The 18,932-nt window shown below is 43.6% G+C and carries 19 protein-coding genes; 6 read left to right on the top strand and 13 right to left on the bottom strand.

Going from position 1 to position 18,932, the window contains the following annotated elements; all coding sequences use genetic code 11:
• Window positions 1-30: 30 nt before the first annotated feature.
• The 6 genes from NYE25_RS02515 to thiE are packed head-to-tail and all read left to right on the top strand — an operon-like array spanning window position 31 to window position 4,842.
• Window positions 31-726, top strand: coding sequence for an ABC transporter ATP-binding protein (locus NYE25_RS02515; RefSeq protein WP_341145015.1), 696 nt, complete (start codon window positions 31-33; stop codon window positions 724-726).
• On the top strand, window positions 707-1,480 hold the full coding sequence (locus NYE25_RS02510) for an ABC transporter permease (RefSeq protein ID WP_341145014.1): 774 nt from the start codon (window positions 707-709) through the stop codon (window positions 1,478-1,480). Before NYE25_RS02515 ends, NYE25_RS02510 begins: the two co-directional genes overlap by 20 nt.
• Window positions 1,477-2,511, top strand: coding sequence for an ABC transporter substrate-binding protein (locus NYE25_RS02505; protein WP_341145013.1), 1,035 nt, complete (start codon window positions 1,477-1,479; stop codon window positions 2,509-2,511). The genes NYE25_RS02510 and NYE25_RS02505 overlap by 4 nt, the downstream gene beginning before the upstream one ends.
• 40 nt (window positions 2,512-2,551) lie before the next feature.
• The gene (thiM, locus tag NYE25_RS02500) at window positions 2,552-3,346 is read left to right on the top strand and encodes a hydroxyethylthiazole kinase (protein ID WP_341145012.1); all 795 of its coding nucleotides are present in this window, start codon (window positions 2,552-2,554) and stop codon (window positions 3,344-3,346) included.
• Window positions 3,347-3,368: 22 nt separating this feature from the next.
• Window positions 3,369-4,196, top strand: a complete 828-nt coding sequence (gene thiD, locus NYE25_RS02495) for a bifunctional hydroxymethylpyrimidine kinase/phosphomethylpyrimidine kinase (protein ID WP_341147668.1) — start codon at window positions 3,369-3,371, stop codon at window positions 4,194-4,196.
• Window positions 4,186-4,842 carry a thiamine phosphate synthase gene (gene thiE, locus NYE25_RS02490; protein ID WP_156113226.1) on the top strand — a complete coding sequence of 219 codons (657 nt, stop codon included), beginning with the start codon at window positions 4,186-4,188 and terminating at the stop codon, window positions 4,840-4,842. Before thiD ends, thiE begins: the two co-directional genes overlap by 11 nt.
• On the opposite strand, the gene NYE25_RS02485 is transcribed toward thiE, so the two are convergent.
• The 13 genes from NYE25_RS02485 to NYE25_RS02425 form a co-directional block, all read right to left on the bottom strand.
• A complete protein-coding gene (locus tag NYE25_RS02485) occupies window positions 4,823-5,515 on the bottom strand; it encodes a pseudouridine synthase (protein ID WP_341145011.1) in 693 nt (230 codons plus the stop codon). The genes thiE and NYE25_RS02485 overlap by 20 nt on opposite strands.
• 108 nt (window positions 5,516-5,623) lie before the next feature.
• Complete coding sequence (locus tag NYE25_RS02480) at window positions 5,624-5,806, bottom strand: DUF3934 family protein (protein ID WP_042187505.1); 183 nt, start codon at window positions 5,804-5,806, stop codon at window positions 5,624-5,626.
• A gap of 115 nt (window positions 5,807-5,921) precedes the next feature.
• Window positions 5,922-6,173 carry a hypothetical protein gene (locus tag NYE25_RS02475; RefSeq protein ID WP_076282866.1) on the bottom strand — a complete coding sequence of 84 codons (252 nt, stop codon included), beginning with the start codon at window positions 6,171-6,173 and terminating at the stop codon, window positions 5,922-5,924.
• A gap of 263 nt (window positions 6,174-6,436) precedes the next feature.
• Window positions 6,437-7,522, bottom strand: coding sequence for an aspartate-semialdehyde dehydrogenase (gene asd, locus NYE25_RS02470; protein WP_076282867.1), 1,086 nt, complete (start codon window positions 7,520-7,522; stop codon window positions 6,437-6,439).
• Window positions 7,523-7,647: 125 nt separating this feature from the next.
• On the bottom strand, window positions 7,648-8,250 hold the full coding sequence (locus NYE25_RS02465) for a response regulator transcription factor (RefSeq protein WP_042187498.1): 603 nt from the start codon (window positions 8,248-8,250) through the stop codon (window positions 7,648-7,650).
• Window positions 8,250-9,386, bottom strand: a complete 1,137-nt coding sequence (locus tag NYE25_RS02460; protein ID WP_341061130.1) for a sensor histidine kinase — start codon at window positions 9,384-9,386, stop codon at window positions 8,250-8,252. The genes NYE25_RS02465 and NYE25_RS02460 overlap by 1 nt, the downstream gene beginning before the upstream one ends.
• A gap of 161 nt (window positions 9,387-9,547) precedes the next feature.
• On the bottom strand, window positions 9,548-10,612 hold the full coding sequence (locus tag NYE25_RS02455; protein ID WP_283911607.1) for a fatty acid desaturase: 1,065 nt from the start codon (window positions 10,610-10,612) through the stop codon (window positions 9,548-9,550).
• 170 nt (window positions 10,613-10,782) lie between these two features.
• The gene (locus NYE25_RS02450) at window positions 10,783-12,381 is read right to left on the bottom strand and encodes a response regulator (protein ID WP_341145010.1); all 1,599 of its coding nucleotides are present in this window, start codon (window positions 12,379-12,381) and stop codon (window positions 10,783-10,785) included.
• Window positions 12,382-12,397: 16 nt separating this feature from the next.
• Window positions 12,398-13,744, bottom strand: coding sequence for an ABC transporter substrate-binding protein (locus tag NYE25_RS02445; protein ID WP_341145009.1), 1,347 nt, complete (start codon window positions 13,742-13,744; stop codon window positions 12,398-12,400).
• A 33-nt stretch (window positions 13,745-13,777) separates the two neighbouring features.
• Window positions 13,778-15,502, bottom strand: coding sequence for a cache domain-containing sensor histidine kinase (locus tag NYE25_RS02440; protein ID WP_341145008.1), 1,725 nt, complete (start codon window positions 15,500-15,502; stop codon window positions 13,778-13,780).
• Window positions 15,503-15,585: 83 nt separating this feature from the next.
• The gene (locus NYE25_RS02435; protein ID WP_341145007.1) at window positions 15,586-16,449 is read right to left on the bottom strand and encodes a carbohydrate ABC transporter permease; all 864 of its coding nucleotides are present in this window, start codon (window positions 16,447-16,449) and stop codon (window positions 15,586-15,588) included.
• A complete protein-coding gene (locus NYE25_RS02430) occupies window positions 16,446-17,399 on the bottom strand; it encodes a carbohydrate ABC transporter permease (RefSeq protein ID WP_042187483.1) in 954 nt (317 codons plus the stop codon). Before NYE25_RS02430 ends, NYE25_RS02435 begins: the two co-directional genes overlap by 4 nt.
• 156 nt (window positions 17,400-17,555) lie before the next feature.
• Window positions 17,556-18,911, bottom strand: a complete 1,356-nt coding sequence (locus tag NYE25_RS02425; protein WP_341054210.1) for an ABC transporter substrate-binding protein — start codon at window positions 18,909-18,911, stop codon at window positions 17,556-17,558.
• Between the last annotated feature and the right edge of the window lie 21 nt (window positions 18,912-18,932).

Raw genomic sequence — 18,932 nt, 5'->3', positions numbered from 1 at the left:
GAACAACCCCCTGTATTCGCAGATCTATCCATGGATATCAGGCAAGGAAAATTTGTCTCTGTCATTGGGGCTAGCGGATGCGGAAAAAGTACGCTTTTCAAAACTATAGCAGGCTTGCTCGAACCCACTCATGGGAAAATAATAATTCATTCGAACTCGTCATCCTCTACCCGCTTAGGTCAGATCGCATACATGCCTCAGCAGGATTTGCTGCTTCCTTGGAGAACCGTGCTCGACAACTGTCTTTTGCCCTGGGAGATTAAACCAAGGTTTAGTAAACAACAGACGATCTCTCACATTCGGGAAATGCTGTCACGCTTCGGTTTGGCCGATGTAGAGAGGGCTTATCCCCATGAGCTATCGGGTGGCATGAAACAGCGAGTCGCATTTCTACGAACGCTTGTAGCTGGTGGCGGGGCCGGTCTTATGCTGCTAGATGAACCATTTGGAGCGCTCGACGCTATGACCAAACGGGAGATACACCGTTGGCTGTTGGAGCTTTGGGATGAGCTGGATCAAACAGTGATGCTCATCACCCATGATCTAGAGGAAGCGCTGTTACTAAGCGATCGGATTTATTTATTGTCTGGAGGCATGCATAGCGAATTACAGGAGATCGTCGTTGATTTACCGAGGCCAAGACATTACAAGATGAACTATGAACCCCGGTTTATAGCGTTACGGGAAGAGTTGGAGTGGAGACTGTATGCAGCCCATACCTTTTAAAAAATATTTAAACAATTACGGCCCCTTCATTCTACTGCTATTGTTCATTCTTGTGATCTGGGAATCAGCTGTTCGTCTTCACTTGATTCCAGCCTTTATCCTACCTGCACCTTCTTCAATAGGTATGACATTGATCGAACACAGGCAATTACTCAGACCGCATTTATTGGCGACACTGCAGGAAATATTGGTAGGTTTTGTTCTCTCGGTTATCTGTGGTTCACTGCTGGGCACCGGAATGTTCTTATTTCGCCCCCTTGAAAAGGCCATCTATCCGTTCCTTATTATCAGTCAGACGATCCCGTTAATCGCGCTATCCCCCATTTTTATTATGTGGTTCGGGTATACGCTGTGGAGCAAAGTGGCTGTTGTGTTTCTAACTGCTTTTTTTCCAGTCGTTGTGAGTACATATGACGGACTTCGTACAAGTGGTCAAGCGTACAAAGACTTATTGTTAACATTTGGCGCAAACCACTGGCAACTGCTTGCTAAAACCCAAATCCCGCTGGCGCTGCCCTCTTTTTTCTCAGGACTAAAGCTATCCATTGTGTACTGCGTGATTGGAGCAACCATCGGCGAATGGCTCGGCGGCAGCAAAGGACTCGGTTACTTTAGCAGAAGGATGGCCGGAAATATGCAAAGTGCCGAAATGTTCGCCGCTGTATTTCTGTTGTCCGCGCTCGGTGTAGTGTTGTTTCTGATGATAGCTCTGCTCGAACCATTATTTTTAAAGAAAAGAGGATCTAAGCAATGAATGATTTTAATTTCCAAAGAAAATGGCTTATTCCCGTATTTCTCATATGTTCACTCCTAATCTTCACCAGCTGCGGAAAAGCATCCAATGTAAGTAGTCCTCCTGCTAATTCATCTATTAACGAAATTAAACAAACGCACAAGCTGACGATTATGCTCGATTGGTATCCCAATGCCGTTCACTCTTTTTTATATGCTGCTGAGCAGAATGGTTATTTCCAAGAGGAAGGTCTGGACGTAGAGATCCAAATGCCCGCAGACAGCAATGACGCACTGAAGCTTGTAGCAGCGAATCAAATCGATTTAGCGCTTAGTTATCAACCTCAGGTGCTCATGGCACGCAGTGAGAACATTCCAGTACGTTCGATTGCAGCGATTGTGAGGCATCCGCTTAATCATTTAATGGTACCTCAGGCTGGTGACATTCATAGTCCAAAAGACCTCACAGGTAAACAGATTGGGTATTCTTCCATTCCTCTTTATGAAGCCATGATTCGTACGATGATCCAAAACGATGGGGGTGACCCTAAGGCTAGCAAATTAATCGACGTAGGCTTTGACCTTATTCCGGCGATTGCGACGGGGCAAGTGGATGCCATTATGGGAGGGTTCATTAACCACGAACAATTAATCCTGGAAAAAGAAGGTCATCCCGTGAACTCGTTCAATCCCACGGATTACGGAGTCCCCGATTATTATGAGCTAGTCCTTGTCGCCAGCGATCAAGGAATACAAAATTCTGAGTCCTATTTCAAAAAGTTTGTAAATGCAATTACAAAAGGACAACAATTTGTGCAGGATAATCCGGAAAAAGCATTAAATTTGCTGCTTGCACACGAAGATAAGACCTCTCCACTCGATAAGCAAATTGAAGAGAAGAGCCTGGCGATTCTACTACCGCTAATGAATGCGGGTGATCAAGATTTTGGATATCAAGCTCCAGCGTCTTGGGAGAAGGTAAGACAGTGGCTATCGGACAATGATTTACTGTCTACTGACATCAAAGCTGAGGATGCTTTTATTAATTTTTAAACATTAGCTATTCGCTCATAAAACTTGAGGAGGAATAATCATGAGTTATCTATCCAAAGTACGGGAATCCAATCCACTGGTCCACAATATCACCAACATCGTCGTAGCCAATTTCTCTGCCAACGGTCTTTTGGCGCTCGGTGCCTCCCCCTTTATGGCGGATGCTCACGAGGAAGTGGTCGATATCGCCGCATATTCATCTGCCGTAGTTCTAAATATCGGCACACTGAATGACTACGCCATTCAATCCATGGTGCTCGCGGGACAATCTGCGAATAAGCACGGCGTTCCCTTAGTTCTTGATCCAGTGGGTGCGGGAGCCACTTCTTATCGAACAGCGGTCACTCAAAAGCTAGTGAATGAGATGCAGATTACCGCTCTACGTGGCAATGTAGCTGAAGTTGCCAATGTCATTGGTGAAAGCTGGTCTATTAAAGGGGTAGATGCAGGCGAAGGGGATGGCGACGTAGTCGTCTTGGCTGAGACTGCCGCGCGGAAGTTAGGCTGTGTAGTTATCATCACCGGAAAAGACGATGTCATCACAAATGGAGATAACACCTACATTGCCAGCAACGGTCACCCTATTCTAACGAAAGTAACGGGAACCGGTTGTCTGCTAAGTGCAGTAGTCGGTGCATTTCTAGCGGTAAGTGAAGGAGCATCTCTTGAAGCCGCAGTCGAAGCCCTCTCCTTCTATGGAGTGGCTGCTGAAATCGCCGCTGAACTAACGACTGGACAAGGTCCGGGGAGCTTTCAAATCGAGTTTCTAAATCAATTGAGCTTGGTCACAGCTGAAACTTACCAAGATAAATCAATAATCAAGCAACTCAGATAACAACCCTAAGGAGTGAACAATGATGATATCTAAAGCTTTAACTATAGCCGGCTCGGATAGCGGTGGTGGCGCTGGCATCCAAGCAGATCTAAAAACCTTTCAGGAGCTTTCTGTATATGGAATGAGTGCTCTTACGGCTGTGACAGCCCAGAACACCCTCGGAGTTCAAGGCGTTTATCCGTTGACACTGGAAGCTATTACTCAGCAGCTTGATTCCATTGGACTTGATCTGAAGCCGGATGCTGTGAAGACCGGGATGCTTTTTAACAGTGACATCATACGTATCGTAGCAGAGAAGATCCAGCAATACAGCTGGCGTAATCTTGTAGTTGATCCTGTGATGGTTGCTAAAGGGGGTTCCACGCTGCTACAGCAAGAAGCTGTTCAGTCCTTAATCAATCATCTCCTCCCGCTAGCCTTAGTGACGACACCCAATATTCCAGAGGCTGAAATGATTACCAACAGAAGCATCACTACTATAGACGATCGTAAAGAAGCGGCTAAAATTATTCATGCCATGGGCTCTAACTATGTAGTGCTAAAAGGTGGGCATGATACCTCAACTAAGGCTGTTGTGGATCTCCTATATGATGGTCACGAATTCATCTTTATGGAGAGTCAACGAGTTCAGACTAGACACACGCACGGCACAGGCTGCACCTATTCAGCAGCAGTCACTGCCGAGCTTGCCAAGGGCAAAACCGTTCCCGAAGCAACACACATAGCTAAAGCTTTTATACAAGCGGCGATTGAAGACGAGCTGGGCATAGGGGCTGGACATGGACCTACGAATCATTTTGCATATCAGATTAGATTGCGAGGGATGAACCTTGAAGCAAATAGACAGTGATCAACTGCGGGATTTATTAAAAGTCTATTTCATTATGGGCAGTGTGAATTGTCGGATAGCCCCAGCCAAGGTATTAAAAGAAGCCGTCGCGGGAGGCATAACAATGTTCCAATTTCGTGAAAAAGGTACGGGGGCATTAACTGCCCAAGTTAAATTTAATTTAGGAAGACGGCTCCAAAAGATATGTCGTGCTAACGGAGTCCCTTTTATCGTTAATGACGATATTGATCTAGCCATCGCCCTTGATGCGGACGGCATTCATGTAGGACAAGATGATACCCCTGCGCTAGCGATTAGGCAGTTGCTTGGCGAGGATAAGATCGTTGGTGTGTCCGCTCATTCGCTCGCCGAAGCTCGGCAGGCGATAGCGGATGGAGCCGATTATCTGGGCATTGGTCCTGTTTATCCTACCTCTTCCAAGGAGGATGCCCAAGCTGTTCGAGGCACATCAGTTATTGAAGAAATACGAAACAGCGGCATTACGATTCCTTTGGTTGGCATAGGCGGGATCACGGTGCACAATGCAGCACCAGTACTAGCTGCGGGTGCGGACGGTATCTCCGTTATCTCAGCTATTGCGGGCGCTGAAGACATCGCCTTGGCAGCCAGAGGATTTGTTCACGAAGTTAATTTAAGCGGGTCATAAGCTCACTCAGCTCTTCTCCGCTCAAATGTCGCCATTGTCCTCGCTCCAAACTACCAAGTGTAATATTCATGATTCTTATACGCTCTAGCTTTAGTACTCTATATCCTAACTCCTTGCACATTCTGCGTATTTGCAGATTAAGGCCTTGAGTTAGGATAATTCTAAACTGACATTCCGCGATCCGAGAGACCTCACAAGGTTTTGTTGTGACGCCAAGAATATCCACACCACTAGACATGGCATGTATGAACTCTGACGTTATTGGCTTGTCTACATGAACTACATATTCTTTTTCATGCCCATTCTCGGAACGCATCATTTTGTTTACGATATCTCCATCGTTGGTTAACAAAATGAGGCCTTCCGAGTGTTTATCTAATCTGCCGATCGCAAAGATCCGTGAGGGATAACCTACAAAATCTATAATATTCCCGGCCACATTTGGCGCAGCTGTACAGGTGATGCCTATCGGTTTATTCAGCGCGATGTATACCGGCTCCCCTTTACTGCTTGTTATGGGCTCTCCATCAATCCATACGATATCCTCTGGCTCTAAAAGAATATTCGCATCACAGACGATGCCGTTAACAGCGATCCGCCCTGCGGCAATGAGTCGTTTCGTTTCCCTTCTGGAACAGAAGCCTGTTTCGCTTATATATTTATCGATTCTCACTGATGATCCTACTTTCCTTCTGATACTTGCATCTATCCATAAAAAAACACCTGATTTTAACGATCAAAATCAGATGTTAACCTTCAGGAATAATTGATTTCAAGGGAGCTATTTCGAGCTTCCGCTTTTTTTCACGTTATTGCCCTTGCTTCCACTTGCATCTTTAGCGCCTGGACCCGTGGTTGGAGCACCTTTTGCAGGTTTAACTGGTTTTGCTGTTTTGTTCCAGCGTGTCCAGCCCTTACTCCCCGTACCTCTGCCCGTGCCGCCACCTTTACTTTTTGCACCCATCTTATCACTCCGTCAGTCATTCAGAATTCGTATAGTTTATACACTTCATCTATTTTACCACACTCTCAAACTTTCTGTTTAAGTAATAGCTCAGCTTCGTCTAACGATGCTCTGATTAGTATTTAGCATCTTTATTCATTTCATGAATATCAAAGGTATCTTCATGTATTTCAATCGCGATGACAGTACCCTCTTTTTCGAAAAATTGCACATGCCCTAACCGCTTATCCTCCAGCTCCACCCAGCCAGCATCCTCTAATTTATTAAAGTAGTGGTCAGGCCGGTAAAGACCTTGTTCTCCCCCTATATTATCCAATTCGTACTTTACGCCTATTTTTATATTAGGGTTACTTGAAGTTGTCGTCACTTCGATTTCCTTGGCGTTCTTCGGAACAGGAATTTCAGCATTGATAGAAGATATTCCGTACTCTTGCTCCTCTTGAGTTGATGATGTACATCCGCTTGTGAATAGTATTAAAGGTAACCATAAAAAAGCTAATAAATATTTATACAGGTATATCAGCTCCTTCCCTAACTTATTTTACCAAATCACCCCATTAAAAAACACCCCATCAAAGACTAAGCTTTGATGAGGTGTCTATTTCGAATCAGCTTTACAGCTTATCCATTTTATTTAGGCTGAATATAACCTTCTGCTTTCAGAAGCTCAGCGATCAATACAGCACCGCCAGCTGCTCCGCGCAGGGTGTTATGGGAGAGACCTACGAATTTGTAATCATAGATGGCATCTTCGCGAAGTCTGCCCGTCGATACGCCCATACCATTCTCAATATCACGATCCAGTTTGGTCTGTGGACGGTTCTCCTCTTCGAAATAAGTAATGAACTGTTTAGGGGCGCTAGGCAGTTCAAGCTCTTGAGGACGTCCTTTGAAGCTATTCCAGAGTTTCAGAATCTCTTCTTTGGATGGCTTTTTCTCAAAAGAAACAAATACAGCAGCCATATGTCCATCCGCTACAGGCACACGGATACACTGCGAAGTAATCGTCGGCGCTTCACTTTTTACGATACCTTCTTCTTGCACGCTTCCCCAGATGCGCAATGGCTCTTGCTCGCTTTTCTCTTCTTCGCCACCAATGTAAGGAATCACGTTGTCCAGCATTTCAGGCCAGTCAGCAAAAGTCTTGCCCGCACCCGAAATTGCTTGGTAAGTGGTGACTACAACTTTAGAAGGGTTGAATTCTTTGAGCGCATGAAGTGCAGGTACATAACTTTGAATGGAGCAGTTAGGTTTAACCGCAATGAAACCAGTCTCAGTTCCCAGACGTTTTCTTTGCTGCGCAATAACCTCAAGATGCTCTGGGTTAATCTCAGGAATAACCATAGGCACGTCCGGTGTCCAACGATGCGCTGAGTTATTGGAGATAACTGGAGTACCCGTACGAGCATAAGCTTCTTCGAGCGCTTTAATCTCTTCTTTTTTCATGTCTACTGCGCAAAAGATCAGGTCTACATCCGCAGCTACTTCTTCTACCTTAGAAGCATCTTGAACCATAATATTCTTCACGTTCTCAGGCATTGGAGTGGATAACTTCCATCTGCCCTTGGCCGATTCTTCATACGTTTTCCCAGCAGATTTCGCACTGGCAGCAATCGCAGTTACTTCAAACCAAGGATGATTCTCTAAAAGGGCAATAAAACGTTGTCCTACCATACCTGTGCCGCCAACTATGCCGGCTCTTAGCTTTCTTGACATCAGAAAATACACTTCCTTTTGATTAACTGTCCTATTGTGAATAATAGGCCGATAATTAATGATATACGGGTCGAGAACATTTGGCGAGTGTTAACATCAAAATAACATTAAAAAATTTAATATTTTCATTTAAACCAGCCTTTTTCCTTAAATCGAGTGATCGCTTCAATCCGATTCCCCACATCCAGCTTATCGAGGATAACAGAAATGTAGTTCCGTACCGTACCAGTGGTAATGTACAGCTCGCTGGCAATTTCTTTCGTATTTTTGCCATCGGCGATCAGGCCGAGTACTTCCTTCTCCCGCTGAGTCAATGGATTCACTTCACCGCTGTAGGCTTCATCCATCAGCTCCGGTGCATACATGCGTCTGCCTGCCATAACATTCCGGATAGAGAGTGCCAATTCTTCACTAGGACTGTCCTTCAGTAAATAAGCATGAACACCCGCTTTGAGCGCACGTTCGAAATATCCCGCCCGGGCAAAGGTCGTTAATATCATCGTTTTGCAGCCGCTAGTTTTCAGGGCTTCTGCAGCGTCGAGACCACTCATTGCCGGCATCTCAATATCCATAATACAGATATCCGGTTTAAGCTGCTGAACCATTGCAACAGCTTCTTCCCCATTACTTGCTCGGCCTACGACCTTCATATCCTCTTCTAAATCAAGCAAAGAAGCCAACGCCCCGAGGAGCATTCGTTGATCCTCAGCGATTACAATTTTAATCATTATAGGATGACCTCCTGTTCCTGATGTTTGAATGCATTGGGTACTTTAATCACAATTGTAGTCCCGCTATCTCTCACGATATCCATACAGCCATTCACAAATTCAAGACGCTCTCTCATGCCTTGCAGCCCATGACCTTTAAAATAAAGATCGTTCCCGGGTATCCCAGTCCCGTCATCCTTCACTTTAATGACTAGATCCGTGCGTGAGGGGTTAATCTGAATAGAGCAAGACTTTGCCCCGCTGTGCTTCACAACATTAGTGACAGCTTCCTTTATACACATGCTTAGCACATTTTCAGTTATCAATGAGGTATTGGTTAGCTTCGGATTTCCCTCCAGCTTAAAATCAATCTCAGCAGCTGCAAGAAACTGCTGAATATGAATAAGTTCATCTTCAAGCCGAATGCCACGCATTCGCGTAACCATTTCCCGGACCTCTTTTAGCGCACTTCTCGCTGTCTGCCGTACATCATTAATCTCAGCTTTGGCTTGCGTAGGATTAGAATCAATTAGCTTTCCCGCCAAGTCACTCTTAAGACCAATTAATGAAAGCTTCTGACCTAATGTATCATGAAGATCTCGCGAAATCCGTTGACGTTCTTCAATCTTAACGAGTTCGGAGATTCGCTTATTCGCATCCTCCAATTGATCTTGTAACTTGCCCTGATTATTTCGGTTATACGTACTGATTGGAAGTAGAATCACTGCAATCATACTTACTAGCACGAACGGTAGTTGACTAATAAACACTGAATTACGCGAGAGCAGCTCATAATTGATTGTAATGATCGTAGTTAACAGATGAATTGAGTACAGTGTGAAGAACCCTACTCGATTCTGTATATTCCCAATAAAAAAGGCTAGAAAAAGTGCAAAATACATATATCCGAACAAAAGCGTCATCGTTATAGAAACTATAATTTGGACACTCGTCCAGAAATAAACCAGCCACCCCTTAGAAACAAAGGAAAGCACATAACAAACAAAAAATACAGCAATCATCAAGATTCCCCAAACTACTTGGTAGGTAGAGGAGGAGCGAAATATAAAATAAAACGGCAGAATGTAAAAAACGACCCACACATAAGGGCTGAGACCTGTGCTTTTATGAAAAATATGATGCCACTTTTGCATGACCGCTCTCCTTTTTACCATACATTACTCTCCTTATTCTAGCACAAATTCAGTGAAAATCTGTTGAACCACTACGATAAATAGAAAAAGATTAGAGCTACGAATGATTTCTCCGGCTCTAACCTTTCTTTATAATCCTATTTTGTTCGAACCTATAGTTATTATTCTCCTTGGAGTCTAGTCTTATGAACTTGTAAGACTTCTCCCGCTACCTTAGGTTTGCTTAGTCTCGACTTTACCTCTTTAAAGCTGATGAAGCACTTATTCTCCTCATCCCAAAGACGGAAGTGTAGAGCCTTCAGGCTAGTGCTAAGCGTTATGGTCGTCGCCTTTTGTAATGGTGGCGTAGCATTATGTGCTTTTTCTAAATTATAGTTGGGTACCTTTGGACTTAAATGATGGACATGGTGGAATCCGATGTTCCCTGTGATCCATTGCAATAGCTTAGGTAGCTTGTAATATGAGCTTCCCTCTACGGCAGCCATAACATAACTCCACTCCGATTCATTCTCGAAGTAGGAATCCTCGAACTGATGCTGAACATAGAACAACCATATTCCGAGAAAACCGGATACAAAAGCTATAGGCAATTGCACCATGATAAAGGCTTGCCAGCCGATCGCCCAAATAAGCAAACCATAGAGAGCTGCGATAGATACATTTGTTAAATAGGTATTCATCCGCTCTTTACGTCTAGCGCCTTTAGCATTAAACCGATACTGAATCATAAAAACAGCAATAGGTCCTAAACCGAACATCACGATTGGATTACGGTAAATCCGGTAATACAGACGTTTCCAGAATGAAGCTGCTTCATATTCGTCAACAGTCATAATCCATATGTCGCCGATCCCTCTTTTATCGAGGTTACTGGAGCTGGCGTGATGAATGGAATGACTATGCTTCCACTGACGATAAGGAACAAGTGTTAATACACCTGTGATCGTTCCGATAATATCATTCGCTCTACGATTCTTAAAGAACGATCCATGTGTACAATCATGGAAAATAATAAAAGTTCGGATTACAAATCCTGCTGCAGGAATGGCCAACAAAAGGGTGAGCCAGTAGGAAACGGATAAAGAAAAATAAGCTCCTCCCCATAGCAGCACAAGTGGCCCTAAAGTATTAATGAGCTGTCTTATGCTCGCGTTGCGGTCGTTTTTTTCATATGGGGCTACACTTTTTTTAAGACTGGAGAGCTGTGATGTCTGTTTTGTAGTCATCTTTATCGTTTCCTCCTTGATGTGTCTGGCTAAGGATCTTTTTATCTATCCTAAGTATAGGAGATAAAGTGTCATCCTATAAGTCATAAATATCAAGTAAAGAGTATGATAAATGTCATACTTTTTCTCTATTTTTACCCATTTAGCTATGCATTCCGAGTATTTCTTCGTTAATTAGCTTGCTTCGCATGCTCTTCACGGTATTCCGTAGGCGTCTGACCGCTAGCTTTTTTAAAGACTTGAGTAAAATATCGTGGATCCTGATAACCAACTAGTGGAGCGATCTGATATACCTTCACATTACTACTTTGCAATATTTCCTTCGCCTTCTCCATTCGACAGTGAGTCACATACTCCAAGAAGGTATAGCCTGTTATTTGTTTAAATAAAGTACAAAAATGACTGACACTAAGATCGGCAAGCTCCGATACTTCTTCAATACTTAAGTCTTTATAATAATTACTCTCGATATAACGTTTTGTCTTCTCGATGGAACTGCGTGTGTCTTCCCGATTCACAGGTTTACTACCTTGATCCAATCGCTCCCCAAATTCTTCCTTCAACGCAGACATCATTTCACTCAAGGTAACCAAATGGTGCAGCTTACTTAGTAACCCATGTAGAGACCAATCCGAATTTAGATTCAAATGTTCAAAATGTCTGTATAACACAACAACCATTTCCACGAGAAGACGTTCTGCTATCTCTTTAGGAATAGCTTGAGCTTCAATATATAATGCCAACTTATCAAACAACGATGACATTTGGTTTCTATTCAAGGTACGAATACTCTCTATCAACGAGGTCTCCAGCTCTTTTGGATATTTCACTTCTGTATTGCCTGCAAAGGTTGTTTCCTCATCTGTATACACCCCGGCAAGACCATAATAGAAACGTTGATACAAAGCCTTCGCAGCCAATGGATACACCGTACTTAATTGATCAATCCCTTGTGTACAGCGGCTGATTCCTACAGAGCAGCTTAGCTTGGAGTATCTTTTGATCCCTGTAATTAAATGTTCACCTAGTTCTCTTCTGTTCGCGCTTAAAGATCCAGGAAAGAGCAATATCCACTCCCCGTTATGAAAAGGAAAGACTGTAAGTACTCCATGTTCCAGCGACCACTCTTCAACAATATTACGGATCGCAAACAGCCACAGCCGCTTTTCTTCCACACTCCACTGCCCAGTAAGCACAGAATAATCATCCAATTGGACAACAGCCATGAAATATCCACTCTCAAGTTCACTGTTCTCCAGCCATTTCAGGTGCTCAAGCGGCCTTGCATTTCCCAAAGTAATTTCAGCAAACATCCGTTCACGTGCTAGCATCGACAGCATCTGAACGGAATGCATCATCTGATCGTTTTCTTTTTGCTCATCCAGCCTCGTTTTCGCTCGGTATAGCATTTCAACGAGTTCATCATGGTCGATGGGTTTCAGCAAATAATCAAAGGCCCCTTGACGCAAAGCTTCTCTCGCATATTCGAACTCCCCATAACCACTTATAAAGATAAATACCAGCTTAGAATTCTTTGGTAATACTTCCTTCATCAAAGTGATTCCGTCAATCACAGGCATACGGATATCGCTGATTATAATATGAGGTGTAGTTTCTTCTATTAAGCGGAGGGCTAGTTCTCCATTTCGAGCCTCTCCCACAATTTCCATCTGGAGATCATCCCATGGAATAGCTACTTTTAGACTACGAAGAATTATCGGCTCATCATCTACGAGCAGTACTTTATATTTCTCTTCTTTCTCATCCATTCCAGCACCTCCATGCTTATTGAACACTTGAGTTTTGGATCAGATTCCAGTATTCCATCGATGATGCCTGCACTAGCTTTAAAGCGTGATCTGCAGACATTTCTTCGTTAATCATTTTTTCGATGACACTTAGGAACATTTTCTTAACTTCAGGTGATAATACGTTATCGTAAGGCACAAAACTCTTGCGGTTCACTTCCATCATTTCCATCACTTGCGCGAATACCGGACCGGTCTTCTCCGGATCAAAAGCAATACGAATGGATGGAATTCTCAGTCCTTCATATACAATTCGGGTCTGAACTTCCTGCGTGTAAAAAGCCTTCATAAGATCCAAAGCGGCTTCCCGTTTAGCTCCATTTAGTTCGGAGGAAAGACCGATGCCGATGGTATATCCCCCCGCAATCGAAGGCTCCTCTCCTTGCTTCAAGGCAGGAAATGGAATAACGCCTACCTCATTCTGAAAATCTGCTGGAGCCGCACTACCAGAAAATAAATTGATATCCCAGTTCCCGTTTAAATACATCGCAGCCTTGCCGCTTGTAAACAAACCGACTGCATTTTCAGTTGAGAGATCATTAGACTGGGGACTAAAGGCACCTTCTTTTATCCATTGATCCAAATGCTCAAAAGCCTTTAAATAGGACTCACTCTGAAAGCTCGCTTGATCTTCACCTGTGATTAGCTTTTGGAACACTTCGGAGCCAGCATAACGATCCATTAAATAATGTGCAAAGATCCCGGCAGGCCAGCGATCCTCGTTACCGAGTGCAAACGGAATGTATCCTCCAGCCTTGAGCCCCAGTATGACATCATCGAGTTCTTGAAGCGTTGTAGGCGCCCCGAGACCAAGCTTGTTGAAAATAGTCTTATTGAAATACAGAGGTTCAGCGTTTCCTTCGATGGGCAATCCATAAATATGGTTGTCAAAGGTCCATAGATGCAGATCCTTGAATTGATTGGTTAGACCGTTCTCTCGGACGAAATCAGTCAGATCAACCAGCCGATTGGAGCGCACGTACGGTTCTATTTCAGCTCCACCAAATAAGACAAACATATCTGGTGGCTTGCCAGTAACCATCTCGCTTTTCAGCTTTTGTTCACGGTGTATCGTCTGGTCTAGTCCTTCAAAATTGACTTTCACATTCGGATGCGCAATTTGGTATTTATCCACGATCTCTTCAAAGATAGCCAGCAATGGCCGATCATGCTCTTTGATCCAGAAGTGACGGAAAGTCAGCGTTATTTTTTCTGGTGAATTATCTTCAATCGGTTCGTGATCTCCTAAAGTAATAAATAGAACAGCGCCAGATATCAGCACTAGATATATCCACATCCAGCCCCACTTCAATAACCACTTCATGTCAATCTCCCCCCTTTTCCTCTGTATGATCGATTATGGCAGTATTTTTGGTATTCGGATTCGAATCGTTGAACCAAATCCAGGGGATGAACACACAAGTAAGCCATATGGACTGCCGAATCTGATATTCAGGCGCTCATGAACATTCTTAAGTCCTACACCACTATCACTATATTTCTTCTGGCCGCCTCCCTCGTTATCCCATAGATTCATCATCTTGGCTAAGTCGAAGCCCGGACCGTTATCTTTTACGATAATGATCATATCCGTACCCATTTCATAGGCTGTGATTTCGATGATTCCAGGGTCCTCCATCGGCTCAATCGCATGGTACAATGCATTCTCTACAATGGGCTGAACAATCAGCTTTTGAGTCATAAACGTTCTAAGACCCTCAGGAAGATTTATAATATACGAAAATTTATCCTCGAAACGGAACTTCTGAATATCCAGATAATGGCGAACATGTTCAAACTCCATTTGCAGCGGTATCAGCTCTTGATTCTGACTAATACTGATTCGCAGCAGCTTGCCGAGTGAAATGACCATTTTACTAATATCTTTATTACCTTGCAGCACGGCCATCGAATTAATCGATTCTAGTGAATTATAAATAAAATGAGGATTAATCTGCGCCATTAATGCCTTCATTTCCGCTTCCTTTTTGCGCCCCTGCTCCGTCTGCACTTGCACAATCAATTCGTTGATCTGTGTGCTCATCCGGTTAAAGCCATCAATCAGAAAATCACTTTCATCATCCGCACGATAACGTGTAGTGATAGGTGTAAAAATCCCCTGCTTCACCCGTTTCATCCCGTTGACCGCGCTGTTAATGCTATAAACGAGCCTTCTAACAAAATATCGGTCAAACAAAATGGCGGATAACAATGAAACCGTACTCAAAATAATCGCAATATTACGAATAGATATAGATTCCGAAGAGATTAGATTCATCGGTGTAATCGCTGCCAAATACCAGTCTTTATTATGTGAAGGAAGGAAGGTTATGAGTGATTTTTCCCCCTGATAGTTGTCGATGTAATAGTTTTGTTCCTTGGCATAATCATTTTCTAAAAAAGGGAACTCCGTGCGCTGCCCAATATGTTCACCGGATTTGTTAAAAACGATATTCCCCAGCTTGTTCACCAGCAGAATATCACCCTTCTTAAGAGTTGCTGCTTCCCAGAAAATCTGATCCAGTAAATCAGGCTTAACATTAACGACCAAATAGCCTATATCTTCAAGAGAATAATAATCTTTGATTACTCTGGCTTGCACAAGTACCGGATGGCCCGATAACGCCGAACCGTTCTCACCAGGTCCTGACCATACAGGGCGCCCCTCAGCACTTTCCATAGTATGAAACCAGCTTTGCTTCTTCATCTCCTCAAAGGACATCGGCGCATTGTATTGATAAAGCAACCGATCTTTACTATATAAACTAAATGAAGTAATCATCGGATGATTGATGAGTAAGTTGTTGAGTTCCTGCTTGCGATCATAGGTGAGCACAAAGTTAGTCTGCTTGAGCGATTGTTGAATAACCGGTTGTGTGATCGCAGAATTTGAGATCGAGGAGATCTCACTAAGGGCGAATTTGAGCTTTCGATCCGTTTCGAGCAGTGAAACCCAGTAAAAGTTACTTGATTTTTTCTCCATAGCGTTAGAGAAGTTAACGTAAGTAACAATCCCCATCAGAATCACTGGAATAAAGACGAGAAGAATAATAGCGAACAAGATTTTACGGCGGAGCTTCATGGTATTCCCCTTCCCCCTGCTGTCTCTGTCCTCTAGTATTCTTCACGAAACCGCCCATTCCCTTGTAAATGTTAAAAGTAAAATCAGCTCTTAATAGCTCCTGAGGTTAGTCCTGCAATTACCCAACGGCTAAATAACAGGAAGACGATCAGCAGTGGCAAGGTCGCCGTAAACGTAGCTGACATGATCATTCCATAATCCAGACCGTCGCGATTGGAGAATAACTGCTGGAGCGCGATTTGTATTGTAAAATGTTCTTGGTTCTTTAACACGACCAAAGGCCAGAAGAAGTCATTCCATACGGTCATAAAATTCAGTATGCCTAGAGTTGCCATAGCTGGAGTGATAACTGGAATGGCGATGTTCCAGAAGATCCGGAAATGTCCTCCGCCATCAATCCGTCCAGCTTCGATCAGTTCCGTATGTACAGCTGTAGAGATATACTGCCGCATCCAAAAGATCCCAAAGGCATTAACCATAGCCGGAACAATCAGCGCCTTGAAAGAGTCGATCCAGTGGAGCTTGGCCATAATTACATAAGTAGGTAATACACCAAGCTGCTGGGGTACAAATAGAGTGGCAATAACAAAGTAAAACAGAATATTTTTAAACGGGAATTCATATTTAGCAAAAGCATAACCAGCAAGTGTACAGAAAAATACGACCGATATGGTTACCATAGACGAGACGAATAATGAGTTTCCAAGGGCTTGGAAGAAATCCGTTTTATCCAGAACCCGCTGGAAATTATCAAAAAACTGGTTCCCAACCGTAAGCAAAGGGGGTACATGGAATACTGCGCCCCTATCATTTGTGCCAACTACAAACATCCAGTAAAAAGGAAAGATGGACACGAGTGCACCAAAAATCAGAATGAGATAAAATCCTACTTTGCCGAAAATCCCAAGATCATCCGGATCTTTTTTTAATAGACGCACAGTACTCACGCTTTACCCCCTCCTGTATCTCCACCCATGCGGCTTGAAACCAGCATATTAAGGACAGAAAATATAATTGTGACCACAAACAGCAGGACTGCCGTAGCCGCCGCCGTACCGAAGAATCCATTGCGGAATGCCTCGCTGTACAAATAGGTAACCATAGTGATGCCTTCCTGGCGTGTAGATCCCGTTCCTGATTGTCCTAAGAATACATAAGGCTCAGTGAACAGCTGCAGGGCGCCTATAGTCGAGAGCAAAGTGACAAATACGATGAACGGTTTCAGTAATGGCAATGTAATGAAGGTTAATTGTTGCCTTCTGTTCGCTCCATCAATACGGGCTGCTTCATACAAATCCGTTGGAATACTTTGAAGTCCTGATAGGAAAATAATGGCATTATACCCTGTCCAGCGCCACATCACCATGGTTGAGATCGCGATTTTGACCCCCCACCAGCCAGAGTTGAAGGCCACACTATCAAGCCCTAAACCACTGAGCATCCAGTTGATCATCCCGTTGTTCCCAAACAGCGTACTAAACACTAGGGTAACCGCAACGATAGACGTAATATTGGGCATGAAAAAGAGAACGCGGAATGTTTTCTTGAAACGAGTCATCCCCGAATTCAACAATACGGCAATCAAAAGCGCCAATAGGATCTGTGGAACAGTTCCGAGCAGTCCCATAATTAAGGTGTTGCTAAAAGAAATCCAAAAGGTAGGGTCGCTTGTGACCAATTCATAATTTTTCATTCCTACGAATTTCATAGGATTCAAGGCATCCCATTTAAAGAATGAGAGGTAGATCGTAAAAAAGATCGGATATAGTCCAAATATCGAGAACAGAATAAAAAAAGGAGAAATGAAAGTATAAGCAGTGATGCGGCTCCTTCTTTGTTCAGTTAAAAACGGACGCTTGCTCTCGGCATGCGGACTCGAAATAACAGGCTCAGCCATGTCACACCTCCAGGTAATCTAACGTATTAAGCAAAAACGTCTTTGACGTCTCTATAAGGACGCTAAGCGTTTATGCGAGATAAATCCGAATTCATAGAGAATACCGTTCTCCATGAATCCGGACCTTCTAAAAATAGAGTGCTTTTATTAGAAGTCTTAACTGCGTTCAGCCAGTGTTTTCGCTTGTTTTACAGCTTCATCCCACTCTTTAGCCGGATCAGCCTTTTTCTCTAGCACATTTTTCAGTGCATTTTTGAAGAAGGTATCGGTTTGGTCATGAAGAGGACCGTAGTATACAGGTTTTACACGATTAGCAGCTTTACCAAATTCAACAGCCGTTTGTTGTCCACCGAAGAATTCATCTTTGAAATCTACGAATGCCGGATCTTCGTACAGTGCTGGAATAGAAGGCATCAAACCTTTTGTTTTGAATGATTCCAGTTGATTATCCTTGTTATCCATCCATGCGATAAAGTCATAAGCTTCTTTAGAATGCTTACCTTCTTTAGGGAGTGTCAGGAACGAACCACCCCAGTTACCAGCACCTTCTGGAAGCTGCGCGATTTTCCATTTGCCAGTGGAGTCTGGAGCATTACTCTTAACATTCCCTGCCATCCAAGCAGGTCCCATAACCACTGCAAATGATCCGTCGTTCATCCCTTGTCCCCATTCAGGAGACCAGAGCATCACATTGCTGATCCAGCCTTCTTGGATACCTTTAACTGTGAAATCATAAGCTTTGCGAACTTGCGGATTGGTGTCTCCGATAAAGCTGCCATCCGCTTTGCTGAAATAAATTTCATCCGCAGATTGGTCACGTAATGCGTTAAATGTAAGATCAGTAAGGTCTACAAAAGGTTTGCCTGTCTTTTCCTTGAAAGCTTTGGCTACAGCTGCGAACTTGTCCCAAGTATCAATCGCTGCGCCGAATCCCTCGGAGTCACTTGGCAATCCCGCTTCTTCAGCCAAATCTGTTCTGTAATACACAACCGTTGGACCGATATCTGTAGGAAGACCCAGCTGGAAGCTTCCATCTACGGAAGAGGCTTGTTTCCATTTCCAATCCAGATAGTTCGCTTGAATATCTTTGGCTCCGAGATCATTCAGGTTATAGAATTTATCCTGTGCATTGATAAAACGCTCCATGAAACCGATTTCAAGTTGGAAAATATCTGGTGCGCCCGACCCCGCAGATAAAGCAGTGGTCAAATTATTATGATGAGCCGTTTGGTCACCGGTATTTTGAACCTTGATCGTAACGTTTGGATGTTCCTTCGTGTACTCTTTCGCTAGATCCTCATAGTTCACGTTTCCGAGTGTCCAGAAAGAAAGTTCGATTTTCTCAGCAGGCTCAGTACCCTCATCTTTTGTAGGTTCACTTGTGCTTGCTGCGTTGTTACCTGTATTTTTACTTGATGCATTATTCTCGGCGTTGTTACCTCCGCATGCTGCCAGTGAACCTACAAGCATGATAGCGACTAACGAAAGCGCCAAGTGTTTTACTTTATTCATTCCCCTGTACCCCTTTCAAAG

The sequence above is a fragment of the Paenibacillus sp. FSL E2-8871 genome (assembly GCF_038000345.1).
GTDB lineage: Bacteria > Bacillota > Bacilli > Paenibacillales > Paenibacillaceae > Paenibacillus_AQ.
This window is presented reverse-complemented; position numbering and strand designations above follow the sequence as displayed.